At 61.7% G+C, this 26,866-nt stretch carries 27 protein-coding genes; 11 read left to right on the top strand and 16 right to left on the bottom strand.

Translation table 11 applies throughout. The annotated features are described in order from the left end of the window. Positions 1 to 23: 23 nt before the first annotated feature. The 9 genes from IPN92_02625 to IPN92_02585 form a co-directional block, all read right to left on the bottom strand. Positions 24 to 506, bottom strand: coding sequence for a GspH/FimT family protein (locus tag IPN92_02625; protein MBK8637212.1), 483 nt, complete (start codon positions 504 to 506; stop codon positions 24 to 26). Between the two features lie 31 nt (positions 507 to 537). After that, entirely contained in the window at positions 538 to 960 is a 423-nt protein-coding gene (gspG, locus tag IPN92_02620; protein ID MBK8637211.1) for a type II secretion system major pseudopilin GspG, read from the bottom strand. A 170-nt stretch (positions 961 to 1,130) separates the two neighbouring features. Next, positions 1,131 to 2,342 (bottom strand): type II secretion system F family protein, encoded by a 1,212-nt coding sequence (locus tag IPN92_02615; protein MBK8637210.1) that lies wholly within the window; start codon positions 2,340 to 2,342, stop codon positions 1,131 to 1,133. A 4-nt stretch (positions 2,343 to 2,346) separates the two neighbouring features. Further along, the gene (gene gspE, locus IPN92_02610; GenBank protein ID MBK8637209.1) at positions 2,347 to 4,188 is read right to left on the bottom strand and encodes a type II secretion system ATPase GspE; all 1,842 of its coding nucleotides are present in this window, start codon (positions 4,186 to 4,188) and stop codon (positions 2,347 to 2,349) included. Further along, positions 4,181 to 6,058, bottom strand: coding sequence for a polysaccharide biosynthesis protein (locus IPN92_02605; GenBank protein MBK8637208.1), 1,878 nt, complete (start codon positions 6,056 to 6,058; stop codon positions 4,181 to 4,183). Before IPN92_02605 ends, gspE begins: the two co-directional genes overlap by 8 nt. Then, complete coding sequence (locus IPN92_02600) at positions 6,055 to 7,071, bottom strand: glycosyltransferase family 4 protein (protein MBK8637207.1); 1,017 nt, start codon at positions 7,069 to 7,071, stop codon at positions 6,055 to 6,057. Before IPN92_02600 ends, IPN92_02605 begins: the two co-directional genes overlap by 4 nt. A 20-nt stretch (positions 7,072 to 7,091) precedes the next feature. After that, entirely contained in the window at positions 7,092 to 7,646 is a 555-nt protein-coding gene (locus IPN92_02595) for a DJ-1/PfpI family protein (GenBank protein ID MBK8637206.1), read from the bottom strand. Positions 7,647 to 7,664: 18 nt separating this feature from the next. Further along, positions 7,665 to 9,098, bottom strand: a complete 1,434-nt coding sequence (locus IPN92_02590) for a S41 family peptidase (protein MBK8637205.1) — start codon at positions 9,096 to 9,098, stop codon at positions 7,665 to 7,667. A 29-nt stretch (positions 9,099 to 9,127) separates the two neighbouring features. Further along, on the bottom strand, positions 9,128 to 10,324 hold the full coding sequence (locus IPN92_02585) for a peptidoglycan DD-metalloendopeptidase family protein (protein ID MBK8637204.1): 1,197 nt from the start codon (positions 10,322 to 10,324) through the stop codon (positions 9,128 to 9,130). 261 nt (positions 10,325 to 10,585) lie between these two features. Here IPN92_02585 and IPN92_02580 point away from each other — a divergent pair, with 261 nt between their 5' ends. The 4 genes from IPN92_02580 to IPN92_02565 all read left to right on the top strand — a co-directional run bounded on the left by IPN92_02580 (position 10,586) and on the right by IPN92_02565 (position 13,090). After that, the gene (locus IPN92_02580; protein MBK8637203.1) at positions 10,586 to 10,945 is read left to right on the top strand and encodes a winged helix-turn-helix transcriptional regulator; all 360 of its coding nucleotides are present in this window, start codon (positions 10,586 to 10,588) and stop codon (positions 10,943 to 10,945) included. A 167-nt stretch (positions 10,946 to 11,112) separates the two neighbouring features. Then, positions 11,113 to 11,541, top strand: a complete 429-nt coding sequence (locus IPN92_02575) for a rhodanese-like domain-containing protein (protein MBK8637202.1) — start codon at positions 11,113 to 11,115, stop codon at positions 11,539 to 11,541. A 48-nt stretch (positions 11,542 to 11,589) separates the two neighbouring features. After that, positions 11,590 to 12,072 (top strand): protein-export chaperone SecB, encoded by a 483-nt coding sequence (secB, locus tag IPN92_02570; GenBank protein ID MBK8637201.1) that lies wholly within the window; start codon positions 11,590 to 11,592, stop codon positions 12,070 to 12,072. Positions 12,073 to 12,085: 13 nt separating this feature from the next. Further along, positions 12,086 to 13,090, top strand: coding sequence for an NAD(P)-dependent glycerol-3-phosphate dehydrogenase (locus IPN92_02565; GenBank protein MBK8637200.1), 1,005 nt, complete (start codon positions 12,086 to 12,088; stop codon positions 13,088 to 13,090). 63 nt (positions 13,091 to 13,153) lie between these two features. On the opposite strand, the gene IPN92_02560 is transcribed toward IPN92_02565, so the two are convergent. After that, entirely contained in the window at positions 13,154 to 13,624 is a 471-nt protein-coding gene (locus IPN92_02560) for a tRNA (cytidine(34)-2'-O)-methyltransferase (GenBank protein MBK8637199.1), read from the bottom strand. Positions 13,625 to 13,680: 56 nt separating this feature from the next. Here IPN92_02560 and IPN92_02555 point away from each other — a divergent pair, with 56 nt between their 5' ends. Beyond that, positions 13,681 to 14,649 (top strand): dihydroorotate dehydrogenase, encoded by a 969-nt coding sequence (locus tag IPN92_02555; GenBank protein MBK8637198.1) that lies wholly within the window; start codon positions 13,681 to 13,683, stop codon positions 14,647 to 14,649. Between the two features lie 145 nt (positions 14,650 to 14,794). Continuing rightward, positions 14,795 to 15,022 (top strand): hypothetical protein, encoded by a 228-nt coding sequence (locus IPN92_02550; GenBank protein ID MBK8637197.1) that lies wholly within the window; start codon positions 14,795 to 14,797, stop codon positions 15,020 to 15,022. Positions 15,023 to 15,118: 96 nt separating this feature from the next. Here IPN92_02550 and IPN92_02545 read toward each other — a convergent pair whose 3' ends face one another. After that, positions 15,119 to 15,340 (bottom strand): hypothetical protein, encoded by a 222-nt coding sequence (locus tag IPN92_02545; GenBank protein MBK8637196.1) that lies wholly within the window; start codon positions 15,338 to 15,340, stop codon positions 15,119 to 15,121. A gap of 70 nt (positions 15,341 to 15,410) precedes the next feature. Here IPN92_02545 and nfi point away from each other — a divergent pair, with 70 nt between their 5' ends. Next, positions 15,411 to 16,070: a deoxyribonuclease V gene (nfi, locus tag IPN92_02540; GenBank protein ID MBK8637195.1), complete on the top strand. Its 660-nt coding sequence runs from the start codon at positions 15,411 to 15,413 to the stop codon at positions 16,068 to 16,070. Positions 16,071 to 16,140: 70 nt separating this feature from the next. Here the strand turns inward: nfi and IPN92_02535 are convergent, their stop codons facing one another. The 5 genes from IPN92_02535 to IPN92_02515 form a co-directional block, all read right to left on the bottom strand. Further along, positions 16,141 to 16,539: a hypothetical protein gene (locus IPN92_02535; GenBank protein ID MBK8637194.1), complete on the bottom strand. Its 399-nt coding sequence runs from the start codon at positions 16,537 to 16,539 to the stop codon at positions 16,141 to 16,143. A 78-nt stretch (positions 16,540 to 16,617) separates the two neighbouring features. Beyond that, on the bottom strand, positions 16,618 to 18,045 hold the full coding sequence (ntrC, locus tag IPN92_02530) for a nitrogen regulation protein NR(I) (GenBank protein ID MBK8637193.1): 1,428 nt from the start codon (positions 18,043 to 18,045) through the stop codon (positions 16,618 to 16,620). Position 18,046: 1 nt separating this feature from the next. Further along, the gene (gene glnL / locus IPN92_02525) at positions 18,047 to 19,120 is read right to left on the bottom strand and encodes a nitrogen regulation protein NR(II) (GenBank protein ID MBK8637192.1); all 1,074 of its coding nucleotides are present in this window, start codon (positions 19,118 to 19,120) and stop codon (positions 18,047 to 18,049) included. 272 nt (positions 19,121 to 19,392) lie between these two features. Then, positions 19,393 to 20,799: a glutamate--ammonia ligase gene (gene glnA, locus IPN92_02520; GenBank protein MBK8637191.1), complete on the bottom strand. Its 1,407-nt coding sequence runs from the start codon at positions 20,797 to 20,799 to the stop codon at positions 19,393 to 19,395. Positions 20,800 to 21,095: 296 nt separating this feature from the next. Further along, positions 21,096 to 22,247: a cation transporter gene (locus IPN92_02515; GenBank protein ID MBK8637190.1), complete on the bottom strand. Its 1,152-nt coding sequence runs from the start codon at positions 22,245 to 22,247 to the stop codon at positions 21,096 to 21,098. Positions 22,248 to 22,483: 236 nt separating this feature from the next. Between IPN92_02515 and glyQ the strand changes: the two genes are divergently transcribed. The 4 genes from glyQ to IPN92_02495 are packed head-to-tail and all read left to right on the top strand — an operon-like array spanning position 22,484 to position 26,799. Beyond that, on the top strand, positions 22,484 to 23,407 hold the full coding sequence (glyQ, locus tag IPN92_02510) for a glycine--tRNA ligase subunit alpha (GenBank protein MBK8637189.1): 924 nt from the start codon (positions 22,484 to 22,486) through the stop codon (positions 23,405 to 23,407). A gap of 10 nt (positions 23,408 to 23,417) precedes the next feature. Next, positions 23,418 to 25,502, top strand: a complete 2,085-nt coding sequence (locus IPN92_02505) for a glycine--tRNA ligase subunit beta (GenBank protein MBK8637188.1) — start codon at positions 23,418 to 23,420, stop codon at positions 25,500 to 25,502. Between the two features lie 24 nt (positions 25,503 to 25,526). Then, the gene (gmhB, locus tag IPN92_02500; protein ID MBK8637187.1) at positions 25,527 to 26,066 is read left to right on the top strand and encodes a D-glycero-beta-D-manno-heptose 1,7-bisphosphate 7-phosphatase; all 540 of its coding nucleotides are present in this window, start codon (positions 25,527 to 25,529) and stop codon (positions 26,064 to 26,066) included. A gap of 4 nt (positions 26,067 to 26,070) precedes the next feature. Beyond that, the gene (locus tag IPN92_02495; protein ID MBK8637186.1) at positions 26,071 to 26,799 is read left to right on the top strand and encodes a 1-acyl-sn-glycerol-3-phosphate acyltransferase; all 729 of its coding nucleotides are present in this window, start codon (positions 26,071 to 26,073) and stop codon (positions 26,797 to 26,799) included. Positions 26,800 to 26,866 lie beyond the last annotated feature (67 nt).

The raw sequence follows: 26,866 nt of genomic DNA, 5'->3' as shown, positions 1-26,866 counted from the left end.
CCTGATCCTGCAATCAATTCTCTTCATGGTCCTTCCCAAGGCGCTACCTGAACCCGCCCTGTCAGCCATTGGGTTCCAACCTGCCAGCCGGCGCCGTCGCGAGCCAGGATGACGCGTCCACCGGTGGAACCGCCATCGGCAAAGAAGCGAATGGCGCCCGTCTGGTCATTCTCCATCTCGGATTCGGCCACCACTAGCTTAAGGTCCAGGCCTTTCGGTAGGGAAACGCGGCGGAAGGGCCCCTCGACTTGATAGCTGCGCTCCTCCAGGTCGATCCTGAAGGCAATGTCCCGCCCAGTGCGAATGGCCTCTTCACGCGCCAGTCGGAGCCCGGCGGCCACCCGGCGGGCGGAGGATTTCAATTCAACGCCAGGGATGGCGGCAGAGATGAGTGGCGGAACCAGGGCGATGAGCATCGTCGCCAAGGCCAATACCACCACCAGCTCCAGCAGCGTAAAGCCACGGCCACCTAATGGCACGGCCTGGGTTAATCGGGCCAGGCTCATGGCCGGGACAAGGTTCTAAGCAAGACCGGGATTATTCCCAGCCGAGGATGTCCTGGTTCTCACCCTCCCCGCCCTCGCGGTTGTCGGCGCCCAGGGACCAGATATCGAAGCTGCCATGTTCACCCGGTGATTGATATTGGTAATCGAAGCCCCAAGGATCCTTAGGCACCTGGTTTTTCTTGAGATAGGGGCCATTCCAATTCGACGCCCCAGCCGTATTTTCCACCAGGGCCTGAAGCCCATCGTTGGTGGTGGGATAGCGACCCAATTCGAGCCGATAAATATCCAAGGTCGCCGAAAGGTCCTCGATTTGGATCCGGGCCGTCTTGGTCTTGGATCCTCCCAGGGCCTTCATCACCTGAGGGCCAACCAGACCTACCAGTAAACCCAGAATGGCGAGAACGACTAGGAGCTCGACCAAGGTAAAGCCCCGCTGGCGCGACCGGGACCGCATGGCCTGGTTCTGGGGCCGAGTTAAACCAGTTTCACAGCTTGAATTTTCCATCATCGGGAACCTTGCGGCAGTATTTAGAAACGAGGAGCTTGGGAGATGGCAAGCATTTTAACCCAAACCCACCTGGACACCCATGACCACATGACCCTTGGGACTGGCCCCCTCCGTGGCTACATCACCAACTCATTGGCCCCCAAGATCGGCACTATGATGGAGATGATGATGCCGGCAACGACAACCCCCAGACCAATGATGAGGGCAGGCTCGAGCAGGGTCAGCAAGCGCTTGACGCTCAGTTGGGTCTCCTTATCGTAGATGGCGGCAACCTTGGCCAGCATGGCGTCCAGCGCGCCGGATTCCTCGCCAACGCGGACCATCTGCAGGGCCATCTGAGGCAGGATCTCGCGCTGCGTGAAGGGCTGAGCCAGGCCGCGACCCCGCTTGAGTTCCTCGCCCGCCTCGGTCATGAGACTAGCCAGCTTGCGGTTGCCAACCACTTCCTTGGCTAGGTTCAGGGCGCTCAGCAAAGTCAGGCCATTCTTGAGAAGGGTGGACAGGGTATGGCAGAAGCGCGCCGTCTCCATCTTCCAGATCAGATCGCCAAAAAGGGGTAAACGGAGGACGCGGCTATCAAACCGGTCGCGTACCTCTGGCCTGGCCAAGGCCTTTTCGATCGCAAGCGCAATGATAGCGATCAGGGCCAGCAGGACCCACCAGAAGTCACGAAAGAAGTCACCCAAGGCCATCACGATCCGGGTCGGCAGCGGCAGGGCGGCCCCCATGTCCTGGAAAAGGACGGCGAACTGGGGCACCACGAAGACCAGCAGCAGAATCACCGACAGGCCGGCGACCACCAGCAGGATCAGGGGATACACTAGGGCGGAGACGACGGTTTCACGCAGATCGGCGGTCCGTTCCAGATATTCCGCCAGGCGCGCCAAGACCCCATCCAGAGCGCCGCTGGTCTCGCCAGCGCGCACCATGTTGATGTATAGGCGTGGGAACTGGCCGCCCTGCTGCTCCAGGGCGGAGGAAAAGGTCGCACCACCCCGCACCCGGGCCTGGAGGTCCTCCAGGACGCGATTGACCCGCTCCTCGGCGCCGAGTTCGATCAGGATTTGGAGCGAGCGGTCCAAGGTCAGCCCGGCTTCCAACAGGGTCGCCATTTCGCGGGTCATGGCGCCAATTTCCTTCATGGTCAGGTTTTGCCGGCGCCGGCTGGCAAAAAGCTGATCGCGCAGACCACCGGCGCGGCGGGCCGAGAGGGGGATCAAGCCCTCCTTTTGCAGTTGACGAATGACCGCCCCTTCGTCATGGGAATCCATCTGGCCTTCAACCACCTCGCCGTCCATCCGTACTGCTTTGTAATGATAGCTAGGCATGGACTCAATGCTCCTCGGCCACGCGCAGAACTTCTTCTAGGGTCGTGCGCCCGTCCAGGCACTTGCGGAGACCGTCCTGGTACATGGTAGCCATGCCCTCCTCGATGGCAAGACGCAGGATCACGGTGGCGGTGGCATGTTCCAGCACGGCGCGGCGGATGGCGTCCGTCATGCGCAGCACCTCGGTAATGACTAGGCGACCGCGATAGCCGGTGTTATTGCATCGCTCGCAGCCCACGGCCCGGTAGAGCTGGATGGCATCCACATCCGTGAGGGACTTACGTACTTTGGCGGCGACCTCCGGCAGGGGTTCATAGTTCTCCCGGCAGAAGGGGCACAGCCGCCGCACCAGACGCTGGGCCAGGATCCCATTGATGGTAGAAGTCAGCAAATAATCCTCGACCCCCATGTCGAGCAGACGGGTGACGCCGCTAGCCGCGTCGTTGGTATGCAGGGTCGAGAGCACCAGGTGGCCAGTCAGGGCCGACTGGACGGCGATCCGCGCCGTCTCCAGGTCGCGCATCTCACCCACCATGATGATGTCCGGATCCTGGCGCACGATAGATCTCAGGGCCCCCGAGAAGGTCATGCCGATTGCGGGCTTGACCTGGATCTGGTTGATGCCGGGGATCTGGTACTCCACCGGATCCTCGACCGTGATGATCTTGCGCTCCTGGGTATTGAGCCGGCTCAGTACCGTGTAGAGGGTGGTGCTCTTGCCGCTGCCGGTAGGGCCCGTGACCAGGAGGATACCGTAGGGAATCTCCATGATCTGATCGAGCCGGGCGCGGGGCCCGCCATCGAAGCCCAGGGCGTCGAGATCGAAGCGCACGCTCTCCTTGTCCAACAGGCGCATGACCACACTCTCGCCGAACATGGTCGGCACGGTGGAGACGCGCAGGTCCAGTTCCTTGCCCTGCACGCGCAGGGGGATACGGCCATCCTGGGGCAGGCGCCGCTCGGCGATATTGAGCTTGGACATGATCTTGACGCGGGAGATGATGGCGGCGGTGGACCTGGCCGGCGGGGAAGGTACCTCGTGGAGGATGCCATCTACCCGGTAGCGCACCTTGAGCTCATCAGCAAAGGGTTCGATGTGGATGTCCGAGGCGCGAGATTCCACCGCCTTCTGAATCAACTGGTTGACCAGACGGATGACCGGGGCCTCGCTCGCCAGGTCCTTGAGGTGTTCGATGTCATCTTCGGAGACCTCCCCCAGGTCGGCGTTCAGGTCGTCGCCCTTGTCCTCGGCCTTGGGCTCGTGGAGGCGCTCCAGGGCAGTGTCGATCTCGCTGGGCAAAGCCACACGTTGGAGCAGGGGCTTGCCGGCGGCCAGGGCCACGACATCCACGACGAAGCGGTCGGTGGGGTCGGCGAAAGCGACTTCCAGCCTATCCTCCTCCTCGCGCAGAGGCAGGACCTTGCTGTCCTTGAGAAAGCGCAGACTCAGGGTCTCGCTGGCCACCGACTCGGTGGGGAAGGACTCCGATTCTGCCAATTCCAGCCCCAGGACCTCGGCCATGGCCTCGGCCATGTCGCGCTCGGATACTAGACCCAGACGCACCAGCATCCGCACCAAGGGATCGACCCCTTCCTCCCCCAGACGCTTGGCGCGATTGAGGTCATTCTGACCGAGCCGACCCGTGGCCTGGAGGTGGTCGATAACGCGCTGGGCGGCGGTTGGCAGGGTCGGCACGGCCGGTCCCTCCGCCTCCGCGCTCGCGGTGGGGGCCTCCACGGCTGGTGGCTCCACCTCCTCCCCCGGGGGGGCGGCTTGGTGGCCATCCCCTCGCGGCAGCCAGGGTCGGAACCGGCGCAGGGCGGTCAGAACAGGTGTTTCAAGCATGTTCGCGAGTCTCCGGCTGCTGTCCGGCCTGGGTCGCCCCGGGGTGGGGCGGGGCTAGGCGCATGAGAATGGATCGTAAGGCCGCCTCGTCGCCGGCCGTGACCGCAACCCCTAGGTCCTCCAGGGCCTGTTGCAACTCCCTCGGCACGGCCTCGGGCGGGGCATGGGCCACCCGGATCTTGGGGTGGCCGGTCGCCCCGAGGCCCTCGCTCGGGTAGAAAAGCTCTTCGAAGAGCTTTTCACCGGGCCGCAGGCCGATGTATTCGATGGCGATATCCGGTCCCGGCCGGTGGCCCGAGAGGCGGATCATCTGTTCCGCCAGGTAGCGGATGGGTACCGGCTCGCCCATGTCCAGGACGAAGATCTCCCCGCCGCGCCCGATCGTCGCGGCCTGCATGATCAACTGGCAGGCCTCGGGGATGGTCATGAAGAAGCGCTCCATGTCCGGGTGCGTCAGGGTCAGGGGTCCACCCTGGGCGATCTGGGCCCGGAAGAGGGGCACCACGCTACCGGCGGAGCCCAGGACATTACCGAAGCGCACGGCGATAAAGCGCGTCCGGGACTGGGTATCCAGGGCCTGACAGAGGCGTTCGGCAATCCGCTTGGTGGCACCCATGATGTTGGCGGGGTTCACGGCCTTATCGGTGGAGATGAGGATGAACTGATCCACCCCCCAGCGATCGGCGGCGGTAGCGAGGATCCGGGTGCCCAGGACATTGTTGCGAACGGCGGCGCGCACCTGGTCCTCCAGGAGCGGGACGTGTTTGTAGGCGGCGGCATGGAAGAGGATCTCCGGCCTTTCCCGGGCAAAGAGGGCCGCGACGGCCTCCGCATCGGTGACATCCACCAGGCGACAGCGCAGTTCCAGTTCCGGGTAGGCCTGGCGCAACTCCCGGTCGATCTGGTAGAGGTTGTATTCGCCCTGATCGGCGACGATGAGGGCGGCGGGCCGGGCGCGGGCAATCTGGCGGCACAACTCAGAACCGATAGAGCCGCCACCACCGGTGACCAGGGTGCGGCGGCCGGTCAGGCCCTGGCGGATGGCCGCCTCATCCAGGGCCACCGGGTCGCGCCCCAGCAGATCCTCGATACTCACCGGCCGCACCTGACTGATGGAGACCTGGCCATTCATCAAATTCCCCAGTTGGGGCACGGTTCGGAAGGGCGGGCCCGCCTTCTCGCACAAGTCCACCAGCCGCTGCATCTCGCTCGCCGAGGCATCGGGGGTGGCGAGGAGGATGAGATCGATCTCCAGGTCCAGGGCCATGGCCGGAATAGCCTCGGTGCCGCCCCGCACGGGAATGCCGTGCACCTCGGCGCCCTGGCGGCGCGGCCGGTCATCGACGAAGGCCACGGGGACATAGGCGCGCTGGGGATCGCGGAGCATATCCCGCGCCAGCATCTCGCCTGCACGCTCGGCGCCAACGATGAGGACGCGCTGGCCATCGCCCAAATTCAGGCGATGATCCTTGAGCCACCGATAGATGAGGCGAGGTCCCGCCAGCAGCGCCAGTTGCAGCAAGAGGTACAGCGGCGGCACGGAGCGCGGCACGGCGTCCAGGCGATTGAAAACGAAGAGCAGAAAGAAGGTCAGGCCGGTGCCAGTCACCACGGCCTTGGCGATGCGCAGCAGGTCTGGCAGGGAGGCGAAGCGCCAGACGCCCCGATACAGGCCCAGCAGCCAGTTCACGGTACCCTGGGCCACCAAGAGGATCGGCAGGGCCACCAGGGCCACGTTCATTTGTTCGGCTGGGATATCGCCGAGGTTGAAGCGCAGCCAGAAGGCTAGCAGCCAGGCCACCGGCAGCATCAGCAGGTCGTGGATAAAGGCGGCGCTGCGCGAGCGCAGCCGTTCGAACCCGTGGCTCATGGCGCGACCCGCCCCAACTGACGTTCAGCCAGCCGCACCCGGTAGCCGATCAGGGCATAAATGCCCGCCCAGCCAACCAACAGCAGCCACTGATCAGGGGGTGTCAGGCCGGGGGCGGCGACGGCGCAGGCACCACAGGCGGCCATGAGGGCCCAGGCTCGCAGCATGACGCGGCGGTGACTCCAACCCGCCAGCACCAGACGCTGGTAATGATGAGAGCGATGGGCCTGCCAGAGCTGCTCTCTCCGGATGGCGCGTCGCGCCAGGGTCGTGGTGGCATCGAGGATGAAGGGGGAGAAGGCCAGCCCAGCGACCCAGAGCGGGAAAAGCCCTAAGGCGCTGCCCTGTAGTGCCAGGGCCGCCGCCAGCAGGCCCAGGCTCGTGGAGCCGAGATCGCCCAGGAAGAGCCGCGCCGGCGGAAAATTGGCGGTCAGGAAGCCCCCGGCGGTGGCCGCGATGCTGGCGCACGCCAGGGCATAGGCCGATTCACCCCCCCGCCATCCCAGAATCGCCAGGGCGCCAAAGCCAAAGACCGCCATGCCACCGGCCAGGCCATCCATGCCGTCCATGAAGTTGTAAAGATTGATCATCCAGACCACCAGCAGCAGGGTCAGGCCAACCGATGGGACCAGCCCCAGGCTAAGCGTCAGGCCGGGTAGTTCCAGACTCGACCAGGCAAGTCCGCCAGCCATCAAGAGGACCCCGGCGCCCAGGTGAGCCGCCAGCCGGTAGCGGGGTCGCACCCCGCCCCCATCATCGAGGAGGGAGATGGCCGCCACCGGCAGCAGGGCCAGCAGTATCCAGATCCCTGCGCCCACCGGCTGAAGCGCCATAGGGGCCAGCAGGCCAGCGGTGGCAAGTCCGGCGAGGAGGGCGAACCCACCGGTGCGGGGGATGGCGCCCGTGTGCAGGGAGCGGGCGTTGGGCTCATCGAGCATGCCGCGAAATAACCCCGGCGAACGCGCCAGGAACTGGCTCGCCAGGGCCGCCACGGCAAAGGCGGCCAGAGGCATGGCGAGGAGCTGCCAGCTAATCAGAGTTCCCTCACCAAGGCCTTCTCGACCTGGTCCCGCCGCGCCCGGCCTTCCAGGGACTCGATCAATTGGAGGGCGAAATCCATGGCGGTGCCCGGCCCCCGTGCGGTGATGGTCTTGCCATCCACCACCACGGGGGCGGTGAGCAGGGTCACTTCCGGGAAGTCGCTCATTTGGAGAGAGCCCGGATAGGCGGTGGCAGACTTGCCCTGGAGCAGGCCGGCGTTGGCTAATACCTTGGGGGCCGCGCAGATAGCGGCGATAAATCGGTCCTCGGCCTGATGGCGGGCCAGGAGCCGATGGACCCGAGGATCGGCATCGAGATTAGTGGAACCGGGCAGTCCACCGGGCAGGACGATCATGTCAAAGTCGTTCCCCAGCACCTCATCCAGGGTCAGATCAGCCAAGAGCCGAGTGCCACGGCTGCAGTGGACGGGACCCGGCTCCAGGCTGGCGGTCACCACCTCGATACCGGCCCGCCGCAGCAGGTCGATGAGGGTAACGGCCTCAAGCTCCTCGCAGCCAGGGGCCAAGGGGATAAGTACGCGGGTCATGGATCTTTTCCTCGCTGACTAGGGTTGGGCAGGGGCCCCGGCGGCGGGTTGGGTCGCCGCCCGGGGGCCATTGAAAAAGGTCAGGGCCTTGAGGACGTTCAGGGCCTCGCTGAGTTGATAGTCTTCCACCGCCAGGGGCTTCTTTTTCGCCTCATCCGCGGCCGGGGGCTGGCCTCCGCTCGCCTCTCCCGCCACCTCATCCGGTTTTTCGCTATCCCCATTGGTCAGGTGACGCGCCAGATCCGCCTCCTTGACACTACCCAGGGCCGGCTTGTCGTTCATTTCCAGGCGGCCGCGCTCCAGGGGGATATCAGGGCTGATGCCCTCGGCCTGGATGGAACGTCCCGAAGGGGTGTAATACAGCGCGGTGGTGAGTTTAAGGGCGCTGGCCTCGTCAATGGGGATGATCGTCTGGACCGAACCCTTGCCGAAGGTCTGAGCACCCATGATGATGGCCCGTTTGTGATCCTGCAAGGCGCCGGCAACGATCTCGGAGGCGGAGGCGGAGCCGCCATTCACCAGCACCACCAGGGGGGCGCCAGCCAGCACGTCATCGGGACCGGCCTTGAACTCCAGGGCCGAGTCCGTGACCCGCCCCTTGGTATAGACGATAAGGCCCTCGGCGAGGAAGGCATCGCTCACGGCAACGGCGCTGTTGAGCACCCCGCCGGGATTGTTGCGCAGATCCAGCACCAGGCCCTTGATGTCCGACTCATTTTCTGACCTTAGGCTGGAGAGGGCGTTGAGCAGGTCCTCGGTGGTGCGGGACTGAAAATTAGAGATGCGCACATAGCCAAAACCTGGCGCCAGGAGGCGGCTCTTGACGCTCTGCACGTGAATAACATCCCGGATCAGTTCCACTTTGAAAGGCTGATCCGTGCCCGCGCGCAGGATAGTAAGTTCAATGGCGGTACCCGCCTTACCCCGCATGAGATTGACGGCGTCCTCAAGGCTGATGCCCTTGACGGGCCGATTATCGATACGCACGATCAGGTCTCCCGCCTGGAGTCCGGCCCGCTGGGCCGGGGTGTCATCGATGGGCGAAATAACCTTAATAAAGCCATCCTCCAGTCCGACCTCAATCCCCAGGCCGCCAAATTCACCGCTGGTGCCCACCTGGAGCTCCCGATATTCCTCGCCGTCCAGATAGGCCGAATGCGGGTCGAGCCAGGAAAGCATGCCCCGGATGGCGCCCTTGAGCAGGGCCCGATCCTCCACGCTTTCCACATAGTCGCTCTTGATGCGCCCGAAAACCTCGGCAAAGGTATTGATATCTTCCAGAGGCAGCGTCGGCTCGGCAGCGTCTTCGGGCTCCGGTGGATTGGTAGCTTGGGCGGGGGTTTCGCCCGGGGCACCGCCCCTATTTTCGACCTGCCCCGTTTCACCCCGCGCCGGGCCGAGGCCCCCCAATAGCAGGAGCAGGGACAGCAGGATGAAAGACTGATTTTTCATGGCGTCGCCGATGGTTGAATTGATTTAGGCTAGGATCGCGCGCCGGCCGAGGCCGAGCCGCACCATTCTTCGGGATTCTGGGGCTGACTGGCGTGGCGGATGGCGAAGTAGAGGGCCGCCGTTTTCCGCCCGCCGCTGGCACCGCTAAGAGCGATAATCTCGCCGTCGGCCACCCACTCGCCGGCCTCCTTGAGCAGGGTCTGGTTATGGCCGTAGAGACTCATGTAACCCTCGTCGTGGTCGATGATAATTAATTGGCCGTAGCCCCGCATCCAGTCGGCATAGACCACGCGCCCGTGGTGGATGGCGCGCACTTCCGAGCCCTCACTCGCGGCGATCAGCACCCCATCCTGGGCCTTGCCACCTTCCCCACCCACATCGCCAAAGCGCGTCACAATCCGGGCGCCGGTCAAGGGCCAGGGGAGTTCGCCCCGCCGACTCTCGATAGACTGCTGGGCCAGGCTCGCCTCCGGCATGATCATGGCCTGCCGCTCAAGCTGAGTGACCACGGCGCGGAGATTTTCCGTGTCCTCGCGCAGCAGGATGACCTGCTGGGTACCCCCGGCGATTTCCTTCTCCAACTCGGTCAAGAGGGCGGCGCGCTCGGCCTGGGCGCGACCCAGGCGCTCCCGCATCTCCTTTTGCCGCGCCGCCAGGATCGCCATCCGCTGGGTCTCCTGGGAGGTCTCGTTGCGCAGCCGATCGAAGTTGGCCGCGCGGGCGGAAAAGTTATCGAGCCGGCCCAGGCGGTAGCGATTCAGGTAGCCATAATAGGCCATGAGACGGCCCAGGCGCGCCAGATCCTGTTGGTCCAGCAGCATCCGCAGGTGCTCATTGTTACCCAGTGTGTGGGCCGAACGGATCAGAGCCGCCAGGGACCGGCGTTCCCGTGCCAGGGCGGTGCGCTCCGTCTCCAAGTCCTTTTGCAATTTAGTCAGGGTCTTAACCTGTTCAGCAATCATGGCTTCGAGTTGACGACCGCCATGAGCGAGTTGGGCAATATCGCGCTCGTGACTCTCCACTTCCGCCACCAGTGCGTCGCGGCCCCGCCGGCGGGCATCGAGGCCCTGCTCCAGGTATTGCAGCTTGGATTCCTTCAGCGTCAGGGCTTGCCGCTCGGCTTCAACGGGATCCGCCGGGGTCTCCGCGCCCGCAAGATCCAGGATCGGCAGGGCCAGGAGGAAGCAAAACAGACAAGAGATTCCCGCGACGCCCGTTAGGGCCATACTCCGGGCTCCGGGCCTGGCTGGCACTCGGTTCATCACCTTGTGTGGTTCCTCGCGAAACGCAGGCCTGGCGAAGGGTTTTCTATACATGGGGACAAATCAGCCTGGCCCAGGATCTTCTGGATGGGAAAGGGTTGGGAATTATACGGCGATTCCCAACCCACCCAAGGCGCGCGGCAAGGAAACCTGCGCGTGAACTTCAGCAAATATTGCGAAAAAAGCTTATTATCGAATTGTGATAGCTCCAACCGAGTCATGTTTATGGTAGGCCTCATTGACCCCCCCCCTCCCTACCTCTCCCAGGGTCACGATCCCGAGCTAGACCTGTTCGCCGATGATGGGGACATAGACCGGGCCTCGCGTTCGCTCAAGGCCATGTCACATCCGCTGCGCCTCAAAATTCTCTGCACCCTCGGTGACCGCGAGGTGAGCGTCCAGGACATCGTCGATGACGTCGGGACTTCCCAGAGCAATATCTCACAGCATCTGGCGATCCTGCGCGACAAGGGAATTCTAGCCACGCGCAAGGATGCCAACCGGGTTTATTACCGTGTCGGCGACATCCGCACCCTGCAACTCATCGGCATGATGCGTCAGGTCTTCTGCCATCAGGGTCATTGAGACCCTGCCGGATCAATCAAACCCCGCCAGGCCGGATCACACCCTGCTGCGCGGGGATGACGCTCCCAGCCCTGATCGTTATACTGCGCCATCTTAACCGGGCTACCTAACTTCAGCCTAGCCCATGCGTTATTCCAGGCGCCCGCCTGACAGCTAAGCGACTAATTATGCCCCTTCAGAACCTACCCGAATTCATCGTCAACCACTGGATGCTCGTCCTGGCCTTGATCACCACCCTGGCCCTGCTGGCCTACCAGCTGATCAGGGGCAACAAGGGTTCGGTGGACCCCTTAGGGGCGACGGATCTAATTAATCGCCGGGAGGCGGTGGTGATCGACGTGCGTCCATTGGCGGACTTTGCCCAGGGCCATATCATCAATGCCATCAACATCCCCATGAATGGCTTCAAGAATCAGATCGCTACCCTGCACAAGCACAAGGGCAAACCCATCGTCATCGCCTGTCGCTCGGGCTCCCAGTCCGCCATGGCCTGCCAGCAACTGCGCAAGGAGGGCTTCGAGGAGGTCCTTAACCTGCGTGGCGGTATCATGGCCTGGCAGAGCGCCAATCTGCCGGTTACCCGTAAGAAGCGCTGACACCGCATTGCCCTTCACCCACCCAATCCGACCCGGGAACCCCTAGCCATGACCGAGCAAGCCCAGCCGCAAGACGAGCGGATGTTTCAATTACACCGTGTCTATATCAAGGACCTGTCCTTCGAATCTCCTAATTCCCCGCGCGTCTTCATCGGCGAATGGCAGCCGAAACACGAGCTGAACCTCAACACCCAGGTCAACCGCATCGATGAGATCACCTTCGAGGTCATTTTATCGGTCACCGTTACCACCCATCTGGGCGACCAGACGGCCTTCATCGTCGAGGTCCAGCAGGCGGGTCTGGTGGGAGTCAAGGGCTTCTCCGAACAGGAACTGGGACCCTTGCTAGGGGCTTACTGCCCGAATCTTCTGTTCCCCTATGCCCGCGAGGCCATCTCGGACCTGGTGAGTAAGGGCAGCTTCCCGCAACTTCTGCTCCAACCGGTCAATTTCGAGGTCCTCTATGCCCAACGCCAACGGGAAATGATGGAAGAGATGCAAAAGCAGACCGGCGGCACCGCGATCAACTGATCACCCCCTACCCATGACCCCATCCTTGGCTCCCATCGCGGTCCTCGGGGCTGGCTCCTGGGGCACGGCCCTCGCCTTGGTGGTCGCACGCAATGGCTACCCGGTCCGGCTCTGGGACCACTGGCCTGCACAGGTATCTGAGCTGGCCCACGACCGGGAAAATCGTCGTTTTCTGCCAGGTTTTCCGCTGCCAGATGCCATTGAACCCGTGGCGAATCTGGGGCAGGCCCTTGAGGGCGCGGCCGAGATCCTAGTGGTCGTGCCCAGCCACGGCTTCGCGTCCCTGCTGCGGGCCCTGCCGCCCCTAGGACAGAAGGTGGGTCTGGCCTGGGCCACCAAGGGCCTGGAGCCGGGGACGAATCGCCTCCTGCACGAGGTGGCCCTGGAGGTCCTGGGTCCGCGTGATATTGCGGTCGTCTCCGGCCCGAGCTTTGCCGCCGAGGTGGCGAGAGGTCTGCCCACGGCCGTTACCGTAGCCTCTCCCAAGCTTGAGCAGGCGCGGCGGGTGGCGACCTACCTCCATGGCGAGCGTTTCCGGGCCTATACCAGTGACGACCTCATCGGAGTCCAGGTGGGCGGAGCGGCCAAGAATGTCCTGGCCATCGCCACCGGCATAGCGGATGGGCTCGGCTTCGGGGCCAACACCCGCGCGGCCCTCATTACCCGTGGCCTGGCGGAACTCACGCGCTTCGGGACGGCCCTGGGGGGCCGGCTGGAGACCTTCATGGGCCTGGCGGGACTGGGCGACCTGGTGCTGACCTGTACCGATGATCAATCCCGCAACCGCCGGTTGGGCCTGGCCCTGGCGCGGGGAGCGAGCATTGAGGAGGCGAGACGCCAGATTGGCCAAGAGGTGGAAGGGGTCATCACGGCCCGTTCCGTACACCGTCTTACCCAGCAACTGGGGGTTGAGATGCCCATCGGCGAACAGGTTTACCGTGTCCTTTACGAGGGCCGGACGCCGGAAGAGGCCACGCGTAGCCTCCTCGCCCGAGAAAGTAAGTCCGAGGTGGATTGAGCAGAGGCAGGAATGAATTGCCTGGCCAGTTCGCCGGGGCGCTCAACCGGTCCTGACTTAGCCTCATCCACGCCCTGCCCCCCTGAAACCCTGTTGCCGCCAGGCCTCGTAGAGGACGATGGCCACGGCGTTGGACAGATTGAGACTCCGATTGCCGGGGCGCATGGGGATGAAGATGCGGCGTTCCCGGGGTATGTCATCCAGCAGGGCTTGTGGCAACCCGCGGGTCTCGGGGCCAAAGAGCAGGGCATCGCCCGGCAGAAAGAGGGTCTCGGCGAGGGACGCACTGCCCCGCGTAGTGCAGGCCATGAGCCGAGGCGGGGATTGCGTCTGGACATAGGCGGGAAAGTCGGTATGGACCTGGACGCTGACCCACTCCCGGTAATCGAGCCCAGCCCGCCGCAAGCGGCGGTCATCGAGGACGAAGCCCAAGGGCCCAATCAGATGCAACCGGGCTCCGGCATTGGCGCACAGGCGCATGATGTTACCGGTATTGGGCGGGATCTCGGGCTGGTACAGGACGACATCGAACATCGGAATCAAGGTGCTAGCCCCAGGGCATGGCTGGCTCGGGAGCATTGGACATGGCGATGGATATCAAGACCGACCCCCGACTGCGCATCGATTTTTGTGGCCTGGACTTCGCGACTCCCCTGGTGCTCTTGTCCGGGTGCGTAGGATTTGGCGAGGAGTATACGCGCATCCAGGGCTTCTCCAACCGCGAGGCGGGCGCCATCTGCCTCAAGGGCACCACCCAGGCCCCCCGGCTCGGTAATGCCCCTCACCGCCTGTGCGAGACGTCCGCGGGCATGATCAACGCCATTGGCTTGCAGAATCCTGGGGTGAATCGGGTCATTGGCGACATCCTACCCACCCTGGATTTCCACGAGACCCACTTCATCGCCAACGTCTCCGGCTCCAGCGTCGAGGAGTACTACGAGGTCACCCGGCGCTTCGACGACAGCCCGATCAGCGCCATTGAGATCAATATCTCCTGCCCGAACGTCAAGGAGGGCGGTGTTGCCTTTGGCAATGATGTACGCATGTCGGCCCAAGTGGTCGCCGCCTGCCGCAAGGCCACGCGCAAGCCACTCATTACCAAGCTGTCTCCCAACCAGACCGACATTGCGGGCAACGCCCGGGCCTGCCTGGAGGCCGGCTCGGATGCATTCGCGGCCATCAATACCCTCATGGGCATGGCCATCGACATCGAGAGCCGGATGCCGGTCATAGGTAACAACCAGGGCGGTCTGTCCGGTCCCGCCATCAAACCCATTGCCCTGCTCAAGGTCCATCAGGTCTATCAAGTCTGCCGTGACCATGGGGTGCCTATCATTGGCCAGGGGGGCATCAGCTGCGCGGCCGACGCCCTGGAATTCTTCATTGCCGGTGCCAGCGCGGTTGGCATTGGCACCGCCCTCTTTTATGACCCCTTGATTCTGGCCAAGATCAACCAGGGTATCCTCGACTATCTGGATCGCCAGGGCCTGAAGGAGCTAGCCCAGTTGACGGGCTCCCTGCGTCTTCACGGCCAGCCGGTACCGGCCTGTGGTTGCTGAGAACCCCAAGGCGGGGGGCCACACACTTGGCTTGGTAGATTTCGTTTGACCCGGATTGGTCCCCCCATGCTATATTAAGATTTCGGCATACACTAAATAAGCCGGCGGAATTCAAGATTTATCGAGGCAGTTGGGAGAGAGATCCATGAGTGACATCGCGGCGTTGAAAAAAGAGAAGCAAGAACTGATCGACAAGATGCTGGTAATGCAGAAGCAGTTCATTGCTTATGAGCATGAGCATGGCGTCACCGGCAAGGACTACTGGGCATCCACTGACGGGCTTCTCGCCAATTACCGTCATGAATACAGCGAGATGGCGACTCGCGTCGTTGATCTGGCCCACGAGATCGTCGGCTCCGCCCGTAACTATTAACCTTTACCGTGGCCAGTAATTAGGCATTTGGTTGCAGCGTCCAAATACCCGCGATATCGCGGGTATTTTTGTTTGGAGGGCGCGCCTGACCTTGGATCAGGCCCCCATCCCCGGTGGCAGGTACAGCGCCTGGCTGACCAGGTCGATGCCGCATTCAAGTTCCCCGAACCAGTCCAGGAATTCCCCAACCGCATCCGCGCCCGCAATGATGCGGCCATGCTGGGGCACCAGCTTGTCCACGGCCAGCTCCCGCACCATTTCAGCCCAGAAGTGACAGACCTTTCTGGCCCCCATGTGGCGGCGGTGGAAAGGCTCCATCGAAGGCAGAATCTCCGCCAGCTTCGTCACTGGTTTAAATTCGTGGCTAGAATCACCCCGAGGGAGGCAAATGATCGTGGGCTATGAGTGGCCGACAACGACTCGGGAAGCACGAGCGATCCAGGAAGGGTTGCGGGGCCAGGTGGTGTTGCGGAATGAGTTGACCCAGGTGCGGCGAGTGGCGGGGCTGGACGTGGGCTTCCCGGGCGGGGGGACCGAAACCCGTGCCGGGGTCGTGGTCCTGTCCTTTCCTGATCTCCAGTTCCTGGGCAGCTCCTTGGCGCTGCGGCGCACGGTCTTTCCCTATGTGCCGGGCCTGCTCTCCTTCCGCGAGGCACCGGCCTTGCTGGAGGCCCTGGCAGGTCTGAGCGAGCCCCCTGATCTGCTGCTGTGCGATGGTCAGGGTTATGCCCACCCACGACGTTTCGGTCTGGCCTGCCATTTGGGTGTCCTCACGGGTCTGCCCAGCATCGGCGTTGCCAAATCCCGCCTGATCGGCGAACACGGACCCTTGGGGCCGGAGAAGGGGGACTGGACCCCGCTATGGCATCAGGGCGAGATCATCGGTGCCGTGGTGCGCACCCGCCGTAATATCCAGCCCCTCTATGTCTCGGTGGGACACAAAATCAGTTTGGAGATGGCCGTCCGCTATGTCTTGGCATGCACCACCCGCTATCGTCTGCCAGAGACCAGCCGCTGGGCGCATCGTCTCGCCTCCCTGGAGGACTGATACCCGATATGCGGGCTGACAAGGGGTAGAGAGGCGGCTCATAGGGCCCCCCCAAGGCCGGGGGAAGGAATCAGACGGCCCGCAAATGCTCGATATACTTGGGCAAACCCTTCATTTCCATACGGATAGCCGTGGCCATCACCTTCAGATGTACGGGAGTGTCACGAAAGCTTAAGTCACAGCCGACAGCCCCCCGGGTTGACAGGGGCAAGGGAATCATGCCTCGATAGGTGAAGATATTGTCCTCGATGTCGCCCCCCACACAGACTAGGGGGCCCGTCGGGGGATCACCTTCCACCTCGGCACCTTCCATCACCAGATCAGCCATCTGCCACCAGCGGGTCTGCTCACTGGACCCCGTCATGCTTTTCATGATGATGGCGCGGGAGAAGCGGACCCGCAGACAGCCATCCTCCACGAGGATAGCCTCCAACTCGGAACCGGGCAATTCAATACTGGCGCTATCCATGGTTATCTCAGGGTTTTAAAATCAGAGTGTTACTTAAGATTGGGACCCTGCGGGGCCTTTCAATAGTGGTGGGCCGGGTCAGACTTCTTCCTCCGGGTTTGTGCCCTCAACCTCTATCTTGAGTTCCTTAATCTTGCGGGTCAGGGTATTGCGACCCCAGCCGAGGAGACGAGCGGCATCCTGGCGGCGACCCTCGGTATGTTCCAGGGCGGTCACAATGAGGATACGTTCCAGGACCGGCAGGGCCAGATCCAACAAACCCGCCCCACCGGCCTTGAGATGCTCGCGCGCCCATCGGCGTAGGGCCGATTGCCACACTTCTTCACTTTCACTGCCACTGGTTGGTGCCGCTAGTTCCGTAGGCAAGTCCTCGATATGGATTTCCTTGCCCGCGGCCATGACGGTCAGCCAGCGCGCGGTGTTTTCTAGTTGACGAACATTGCCTGGCCAGTCGAGATACGCCAGGCGTTCGGCGGCGCCGAGCGAGAGCACTTTGGGCTCGCAACCCAATTCCGTCGCGGCGGAGGCGAGAAAATGCCGCATGAGCAAGGGGATATCCTCGCGCCGCTCTCGAAGTGCCGGCAGATGGATACGGATCACGTTGAGACGGTGGAAAAGGTCCTCGCGAAAGCGGCCTTGCTGGACGAGCGATTCGAGGTGCTGGTGGGTGGCGGCGATGATGCGCGTATCCACCTTGACCGGGGCCAGACCACCGACACGATAGAACTCGCCGTCCGCCAGCACCCGCAGCAGGCGGGTCTGGAGCTCCGCCGGCATATCTCCGATCTCATCAAGGAAGAGGGTGCCAGTATGGGCTTGCTCAAAGCGGCCCTCGCGCCGCGCCTGGGCCCCCGTGAAGGCGCCCCGCTCATGGCCGAAAAGCTCTGATTCCAGCAGATCGTGGGGGATGGCCGCCATATTGAGGGCAATAAAGGGCTTATCGGTACGCGGGCTGTGGCGGTGGAGGGCGCGTGCGACCAGTTCCTTGCCCGTCCCCGATTCCCCGTTGATCAATACCGTAATATTGGATCGAACGAGACGACCAATGGCACGAAAGACCTCCTGCATGGCCGGGGCCTCGCCGATGATCTCGGCACCCTTCGCCATGGGTTCCTCCGGCGGGGCCCCTTCCCCGGCATGATGGCGGCAGGCGCGGCGGACCTGGGCAACGGCCTCGTCGAGATCGAAGGGCTTGGGAAGGTATTCGAAGGCGCCGCCATGGAAGGCGGACACGGCGCTATCCAGATCCGAGTGCGCGGTCATGATAATGACGGGCAGGGACGGATAGCGGGCGGTGATCTGGGCCAGGAGTTCCAGTCCATCAATGCCCGGCATACGGACATCCGAAAGGATGGCATCCGGCTGATCGCGCTCTAGGATATCCATGACGCCCACGCCATTGGAAAAGCAGGTGACGTCCATTTCCGCCTTGCGCAGGGCACGCTCTAGCACCCAGCGGATGGAGCGATCATCATCAATGACCCAGACCTTGGGCGCCTTAGTCATGTCATGTCTCCAACGGCAAATAGACGAAGAACCGGGCCTCGCCGGGGTGACTTTCGCACTCGATCAGGCCGCCATGCTGGTTGACCAGCTCTTGAGCGATGGGCAACCCCAGTCCGGTACCCCCCGCCTGGCCCGTGACCATGGGAAAGAAGATGCGCTCCTGCAACTCCTGGGGTATCCCGGGGCCGTTGTCATGGATCTCAACGCGTAGCACGAGCCGGTGTCGCTTGCCGCCCATGGTGAACTGACGTAACACCCGGGTGCGCAGCACGATACAGCCGGTCGGTCCAGTAGCCTTGGCGGCATTGCGCACCAGATTGAGCAGGGCCTGGAGGAGTCGATCCCCGTCGGCCATGAATTCCGGGATACTTGGATCATAGTCCCGCTCAATCAGGGGTCCGGTGGGGTGTTCCGCCAAAATCAGGCTGCGTACCCGCTCCAGAAGAAGGTGGATATTGGCCTTGGCCGGCTTGGGCAGACGATTGGGGCCCAACATACGGTCCATGAGGCCCTGGAGGCGGTCAGCCTCCTCGATGATAATGCGGGTGTACTCGCGCAGGGACTTATCGGGCAACTCCTGTTCCAAGAGTTGGGCCGCGCCGCGTAACCCGCCGAGGGGGTTCTTGATCTCGTGAGCCAAGCCGCGAATCAGGGCCTGGGTCGCCTGATGCTGGGACAGCAGGTGTTCCTCGCGACTGATGCGGAGCTGCCGATCAATCTGGTGTAACTCAACCAGAAGTTCCACCTCCGCCCCGAATTGATGAATGGGTAGAACGGTACAATTCACCCGTATGGTGCGTCCATCAATCAGGACAATATTGATCTCCCGCTCGGTGAAGGGCTGACGGGTCTGGGCCGCTTGGCGAAGCCGGCTCTCGACGGCATCGCCAGGACAGATGAGGATATCCATGGCCTGTACGCCCAACACATAGCGAGCGCTCACATCGAACAGCATCTCACCGGCCGGGTTGATATAGATGAGACGCAACTCCTTGTCAAATAGCAGGACAGCGGTATTCAAGTTATCGAGAATCTTCTTCTCCGAACTCGTCTTCCTTGGAGTGGGCGTCTTCATGCGAGTGACCCAGCAGGTAATTTCCGAGAGTGGGCGCCAATGGAGGTTAACAAGGCAATAAGCTTGCCATGTATTACGCGAAGAGTAGCACTAAGGTGCTTGCTCCCAGCATAACCCAATGCTCGAAAAGAGTGCGCCTGGCTGCCAATTCCGTTCGCTCCCGTGTTACTTCCCCGAATCCATGGAAGCAAAACGCCCCTCGCGGGGCGTTAGCGGCTCTCCGACCTGGAAGATGAGACGCGCGCGTCCCCATCTTCCAGGTTCCGAACTGATCAGAGGCTGTAATAAAGATCAAATTCGATGGGGTGGGTGGTCATGCGCAATTGCGTCACCTCCGTCATCTTCAGGGCAATATAGGCATCGATCAAATCATTGGTGAAAACGCCGCCAGCGGTTAGAAAATCACGGTCCTTGTCCAGGTAATCCAGGGCCTGATCAAGGGCATGGCAAACGGTCGGTATGGCCTTCGCCTCTTCCGGGGGCAGGTCGTAGAGGTCCTTGTCCATGGGATCGCCAGGATGAATTTTGTTCTGGATACCATCAAGACCCGCCATCATCATGGCGGCAAAGGCCAGGTAGGGGTTGCCCGTAGCATCCGGGAAGCGCACTTCTATACGCCGTCCCTTGGGATTGCTCACATGGGGGATACGGATTGAGGCGGAACGGTTGCGGGCCGAGTAGGCCAACATGACAGGGGCCTCGAAGCCCGGGACCAAGCGCTTGTAGGAATTGGTGGAGGCGTTGGTGAAGGCGTTCAAGGCACGGGCGTGCTTGATGATGCCGCCGATGAAATAAAGCGCGCTATCGGACAGACCACCGTACTTGTCGCCGGAGAACAGGTTCACCCCGTCCTTGGCAAGGGATATGTGGCAGTGCATGCCGCTGCCATTGTCACCAACCAGGGGCTTGGGCATGAAGGTGACGGTCTTGCCATAGGCATGGGCCACGTTCCAGATGGCGTACTTTTGGATCTGGACCCAGTCGGCGCGTTGCACCAGGGTGCTGAACCGGGTCCCAATTTCACATTGGCCAGCAGTTGCCACCTCGTGGTGATGGACCTCAACGGGGACGCCCATGTCTTCCAATGACAGACACATGGCGGCGCGCAGGTCATTCAGGGAATCGACCGGGGGGACGGGGAAGTAGCCACCCTTGACGCCTGGGCGGTGGCCGATATTCCCATCTTCGTAGGTGCGCTCGGAATTCCAGTCCGCTTCCTCGGAATCAACCTTATAGAAGCAACCCGACATGCTGGCGCCCCAGCGCACATCATCCAGGATAAAGAACTCGGGCTCGGGGCCGAAGAAGGCGGAGTCGGCAATGCCAGTGGACTTGAGGTAAGCCTCGGCGCGTTTACCCAGGGAGCGCGGATCGCGCTCGTAGCCCTGCATGGTGTTGGGCTCCAGGATGTCGCAGCGCAGGATCAGGGTCTTTTCATCCGCGAAGGGGTCCATCACCGCCGTACTGGCCTCGGGCATGAGCACCATATCGGACTCCTGGATTCCCTTCCAACCAGCGATGGAGGAACCGTCGAACATCTTGCCCTCCGTGAAGAAGTCGTCGTCCACCACATTGATGGGCATGGAGACATGCTGCTCCTTGCCACGGGTATCGGTGAAGCGCAAGTCGACGAACTTCGCTTCGTTTTCCTTGATCATTTTCTGTACGTTGGAAGGCATGCGGGTCTCCGGTTCGAGTGCTTGGGATTCTGGGGGTAGGGGTGGAGCGAGACTCAGCTCGCAGGACTCAGTTAATCCTTGGGTCGCCGCTAGCGCGGATATGGCAATACTTTAGCAGATCGCATGCCAAAATAGCCCTGAGTCTTTGCGAGGCCAGAGGGGAGGGCAACACGGGTTGGCCCGTAAGCTTCAGGCTCTATTTTCGGCGGGCCATCCCGGGGTATCTGGTCGCGGCCGCGTCGGCCGCGCCCCAAGTCAGGACACCATTTCAGCCTAACGCACCAAATGGGTGCGCGTCAGTGAAAATAGAGGGTCACGCGCCGGAAACAGGCGTCATCCCTAATGGCCTCCTGGAGCCTTTCGCCCAGGATTTGCGCCTTGTTCGGATCACCGTCACAAGTCGCCAGCGGCAGGATGATCTCTACCTCAATGCGGCCGCCAAGATAGTGCAATACAACCCCCTGGCGATGACTGGCGTCGCTAATGCCCAGCCAGTGTCGGTCGAGGCGGGCCAGGGCCTCGGTGCGCAGGGGTAAATCCATGGTGGGGGGGGCCGTCTCATCATCCTCGGGATCGATGTGGACAGTGACATCAGTGATCTCGTCGATCTCACGCTTGAGGCGCTGCTCGACCAGAATGGCGATGGCGTGACCCTCGGAGACACTGATGGTCGGATCAACCAGGAGGTGGACATCCGCGGAGGCATGCCCCCCATGTTTGCGGGTGCGCAACATGTGCACATCGCGCACCCCCCCCACTGAAGCGATCGTGGACTTGATGTGGACGAGCCGCTCGGCGTCCAGACCTCGATCGGCCAATTCATGCATCGCATCGTAGCCCATATCCCAGCCCACCTTAGCGATCATATAGGCCACGAGCACGGCGGCGATGGCATCCAAGTAGTTGAGCCCCATCATGGCGCCACCGACGCCAAGGAAGACCACCACGGAGGAGATGGCGTCCGACCGGTGATGCCAGGCATGGGCACGGAGCATGTCGGAACGGACCTGCTTGGCATAATGGAGGGTGTACCAGTAGAGCCACTCTTTGAGTATGACGGACGCGCCCGCCAGATATAGTGCCAGTGAGGTGGGGACCAGGAGCTCCTCCGGATTAAACAAACGCTCTCCGGCGCTCCAGGCGATACCTATGGCCACGGCGATGAGGATAGCTCCAAAGGAAAGCGTAGCCACGGTCTCGTAGCGGCCATGGCCGTAGGGATGATCCTCATCCGGGGCCTGGCTGGCATGGTGGCTAGCAAACCAGACCAACCCATCGGCGATGAGATCCGAGAGGGAATGGACGCCATCGGCTATCAGGGCTTGGGAATTGGCCAAGTATCCGCCCACCAGCTTGGCGCCGGTTAGCAGCACATTGACAACACCACCGACGATAGAGGTACGGGCCGAGGCCCGCGCCCGCTCAATGCGGAGTTCCTGGTCTGTCATGGGGGCACCTCAAACGAAATCGGAGTTCTGGGTTAATAGATCAGGCCGGTTCCAGTCAACCGTGGCAAGCGACGGCATGAATTCAGAACGGTCGATTGGGCAACAAGTTACTAGGTAATCAGGGAAGCTAGCCAAGACGATCCAGCCTCCCTGCGGGCTTCGTGATGGCGGAATGACCTGTGCAACGGCTATACTTTAATCCTTTTTTACACTTAGCGAAGCTGAGGAGATGGATCGTGGCGGGGACGAACGACGACATAACGACGTTTCAGGGCCTGATCTTTGCTCTGGAACGTTTTTGGGCGGATCAGGGCTGTGTCATTTTGCAGCCTTATGACATGGAGGTTGGCGCTGGCACCTTCCACCCAGCCACTTTCCTCCGTTCCATCGGCCCCGAACCCTGGTCCTGCGCCTATGTTCAGCCATCGAGGCGACCCACGGATGGGCGCTACGGCGAGAACCCCAATCGCCTGCAGCACTACTACCAATATCAGGTAGTACTAAAACCTTCCCCATTAAATATTCAGGATCTCTATCTCCAATCCTTACGAACCCTGGGTATTGATCCCCTGGTCCACGATATCCGCTTCGTGGAGGATAACTGGGAATCGCCGACCCTGGGGGCCTGGGGGCTGGGCTGGGAAGTCTGGCTCAACGGCATGGAAGTGACCCAATTCACTTATTTTCAACAGGTTGGCGGCCTTGATTGCCGCCCCGTCACTGGCGAGATCACTTACGGCTTGGAGCGAATTGCCATGTACCTTCAGGGCGTTGAGAGTGTTTATGACCTGATCTGGACCCAATCCGGCAACCGTTTAGTGACCTACGGCGATGTTTACCATCAGAACGAGGTCGAGCAGTCGGCTTTCAACTTTGAACATGCTGATATCGAGAGCCTCTTTAGGCAGTTCGATAGTTGCGAGCAGCACAGCCAATATTTGATCGAGCAAGGCTTACCCTTGCCAGCCTATGAGCAGGTACTCAAGGCCTCTCACACCTTTAACCTTCTGGATGCCCGCAGCGCTATCTCGGTCACGGAACGTCAACGCTTCATTTTGCGGGTTCGCGCCCTGGCGCGAGCCGTAGCCCAAGCCTATTTCGAGCGCCGGGAGGCATTGGGCTTTCCCATGCTGAACCCTAATGCCGCTAGTGCAGGATAAGGAGAAGATCATGGCCGAGACCCGCGATTTCCTGGTCGAAATCGGGACCGAGGAACTGCCACCGGCAGCCCTGAGCCGCTTGTCCCAAACCTTCGCCGAGGGCCTCAAGGCTCAATTTGCCCAACACCAGCTCGGTTATGGCGCGGTCGAGACCTTTGCCACTCCCCGTCGCCTGGCTCTGCTGGTCAGGGATTTGGAAGGCGCGCAACCGGATCAGGACCTGGTCCGGCGTGGTCCATCCATTAAGGCCGCCTTCGACGCCACGGGGCAGCCAACGCCAGCGGCCATCGGCTTTGCCCGGTCCTGCGGGGTCGAGATGGACAAGGTAGAGCGGGAAGAAACGGACAAGGGGGTCTGGCTAGTCGTTCGCCAAGTCCAAGCGGGGCAAGTCACCCGGGAACTCCTGGTACCCATGGTGGAACGGGCCCTGGCCAGCCTGCCCATCCCCAAGCGCATGCGCTGGGGTGATCGGAATGATGAGTTTGTGCGCCCCGTTCATTGGGTGGTTTTGCTTTTTGGGGACGAGCAAGTCGAGGGACAGGTTTTAGGGGTCGAGATCGGCCGTGAAACCTATGGCCATCGCTTCCACCGCCCCGGTGCCATGCGTCTTTGGGTGCCGGGGGATTACGCAGACTTGCTGCGGGAAACTGGCCGCGTCGAGCCAGACTTCAAGCTGCGCCGTGAGAATATCCGGCAACAAGTCCAAGCCCTGGCGGTGGAAGCTGGGGGGTATGTGGTGATGCACGACGAACTCCTCGACGAGGTCACCGCGCTGTGCGAGTGGCCTTCCGCCATCCTGGGGGGCTTCGATCCCAAGTATCTCGAAGTACCCGCCGAAGTACTGGTTGAGACCATGCAGAAGAACCAGAAGTATTTTCCCCTGCGCTCTGCTGACGGGTCGCTGTTGCCCAAGTTCATCACCATCGCCAACATCGAGAGCCTGGATCCTGGCGAGGTCAGAAAGGGCAATGAGCGGGTTATCCGGCCCCGCTTCGCGGATGCCGCCTTCTTTTGGTCCCAGGATCTCAAGCATCCCCTGGAGTTTTATGGTGAGCGCCTGAAAACCGTTGTCTTTCAGGACAAATTGGGCACCATCGCGGAAAAATCCCAGCGTGTGGCCCAGATTGCCCGCTATATCGCTGGTATCCTGGGTTATGACGAGGATCTTGCGGCGCGGGCGGCCCATTTGGCCAAATGTGACCTCATGACCTCCATGATCTTCGAATTTGGCGGTCTGCAGGGCGTCATGGGCCGTCATTATGCCGAGCATGCCGGTGAGAATCCCGCGGTCTGCGCCGCCATGGAGGAGCAGTACCTTCCTCGCCACGCCGGAGATCGACTGCCCGTCTCGGACTGCGGGCGCATTCTTTCCCTCGCCGAAAAGCTCGATACCCTGGTTGGCATCTTCGCCATTGGCCAACGGCCCACGGGCGTCAAGGATCCCTATGCCCTGCGCCGCGCCGCCATTGGTATCCTGCGCCTGCTCATCGAAACACCGCTTGACCTGGATCTGCGTGAACTCCTGGATTTTACCGCACAAGAGTTGCGCACCAAGCTTGATGCCACTACTGCCGCTGGCGAGGTTTTTGACTATGTGCTGGAACGACTTAAGGGCTATTGCCAGGACCACGACCTTTTCGCCGACCAGGTCGATGCTGTTCAGGCCGTGGGGGTGCGCATGCCTAGCGACATTTATCGTCGCATTCTGGCGGTACGCGATTTCAGCCAACTCCCCGAAGCCGTGGCCTTGACGGCGGCCAATAAGCGCATTCGCAACATACTCAAGAAGAGCGGAGAGAGACCTGGCAACGACGTCGACCTGACCCTCTTGGTCGAACCAGGGGAAATCAGCCTAGCGGCACGTATCCACGAACTGGGCCCCAAGGTAAAGTCTCTCATCGCAATGGGTGATTATGCGGGTACTTTGCAAATTCTGGCCAGCCTCAGGCCAGAGGTGGATGCATTCTTCGATCAGGTGATGGTCATGGCCGAGGACCCGCGCGCGCGGGCCAACCGTCTGACCCTGCTCGCTCGCCTTGAAGGACTCTTCCTCGGAGTAGCGGATATCTCACGCCTGCAACCCATGGGGCAATGAGAAAAGTCGGGATATCGAGGTTATATGAAGCTGATCATTCTTGATCGCGATGGGGTCATCAACCAGGATTCCGATGATTACATCAAGTCACTGGAGGAATGGATTCCTATCCCTGGCAGTCTGGATGCCATGGCCCGTCTCTATCACGGTGGTTATCGAATAGCCATTGCCAGCAATCAATCCGGCTTGGGTCGTGGATTATTCTCCATTGATGATCTCAATGCCATCCATCGCAGGTTGGCGCGAGAACTGGGCTCTCAAGGCGCCCAGGTAGAGGCCATTTTTTTCTGCCCTCATGTTCCCGACGCCCACTGTTCCTGCCGCAAACCCTTACCAGGCTTGCTGCATGAGATTGGCTCCCGACTCCAGATTGATCTAGTCGGTGTACCCTGCATCGGCGATTCCTGGCGAGACCTTGAGTCGGCGCTGGCTGTAGGGGCCGCTCCCATCCTGGTACGCACTGGCAAGGGCCAGCAGACGTTCGATGATCACGTTAGCGAACTGGGTGACATCCCTGTTTTCACCGACTTGGCGGCGGCGACGGACTTTCTTCTGGCGGTATGAGGTGATGGCCATGCTGGTGGTGTTCAGATCCTTCATCTTCCTGGTTTTCCTGACCCTGACCACTCTAGTCATAGCGACGTCTCTGTATCTGCTCAAGTGGGTGCTCCCCTTCCCCATGCTTGCGAAACTCGGGAAGCTGTGGGGCAAGCTGAACCTTGAAGCGGCTGGCGTCATTTGCGGGCTCAAGTACCGGGTGCACGGCTGGGAAAAGCTGCCAAGGGACAACTGTATCGTTCTGAGCAAACACCAGTCTACCTGGGAGACCATCGCCCTGCGCGGCCTCCTTCCTGCCACTAACACCTGGGTCATCAAGCGGGAATTGCTTTGGATTCCTTTTTTCGGGTGGGGCATGGCGGCCTTGGACCCCATCGCCCTCGATAGGAAGGCGGGACGCCAAGCCATCAAACAACTTCTTCAGGAAGGGCGTCAATCGCTTGAGGCGGGTCGTTGGGTGGTCATCTTCCCAGAGGGGACAAGAACCGCGCCCGGTGAGCGCCTAAAATATAATTTGGGCGGGGCCATGCTCGCCGAGAAGACGGGCTATCCCGTCGTGCCGATCGCCCACAATGCGGGGGTTTTCTGGAGACGGCGTGGACTCCAAAAATTTCCCGGGGTCATTGATCTCGTCATCGGTGATCCGATACCCACCCAGGGACTCAAGGCTGGAGAAATCAATCGGCGCGTGGAGGAATGGATCGAGGGGACTGTAGCCAGTTTGCCGCAGACCCGATGAATTCACACCTTGGCGTGTCGGACCCGGCCTCAAATCCCCTTCCGATCTAACAGAGACTGATACAGCG

This window comes from Chromatiaceae bacterium, assembly GCA_016714645.1.
Classification (GTDB): Bacteria; Pseudomonadota; Gammaproteobacteria; order Chromatiales; family Chromatiaceae; genus M0108.
The sequence above is the reverse complement of the archived record's forward strand: the minus strand, read 5'-3'. Positions and strand labels throughout refer to the sequence as shown.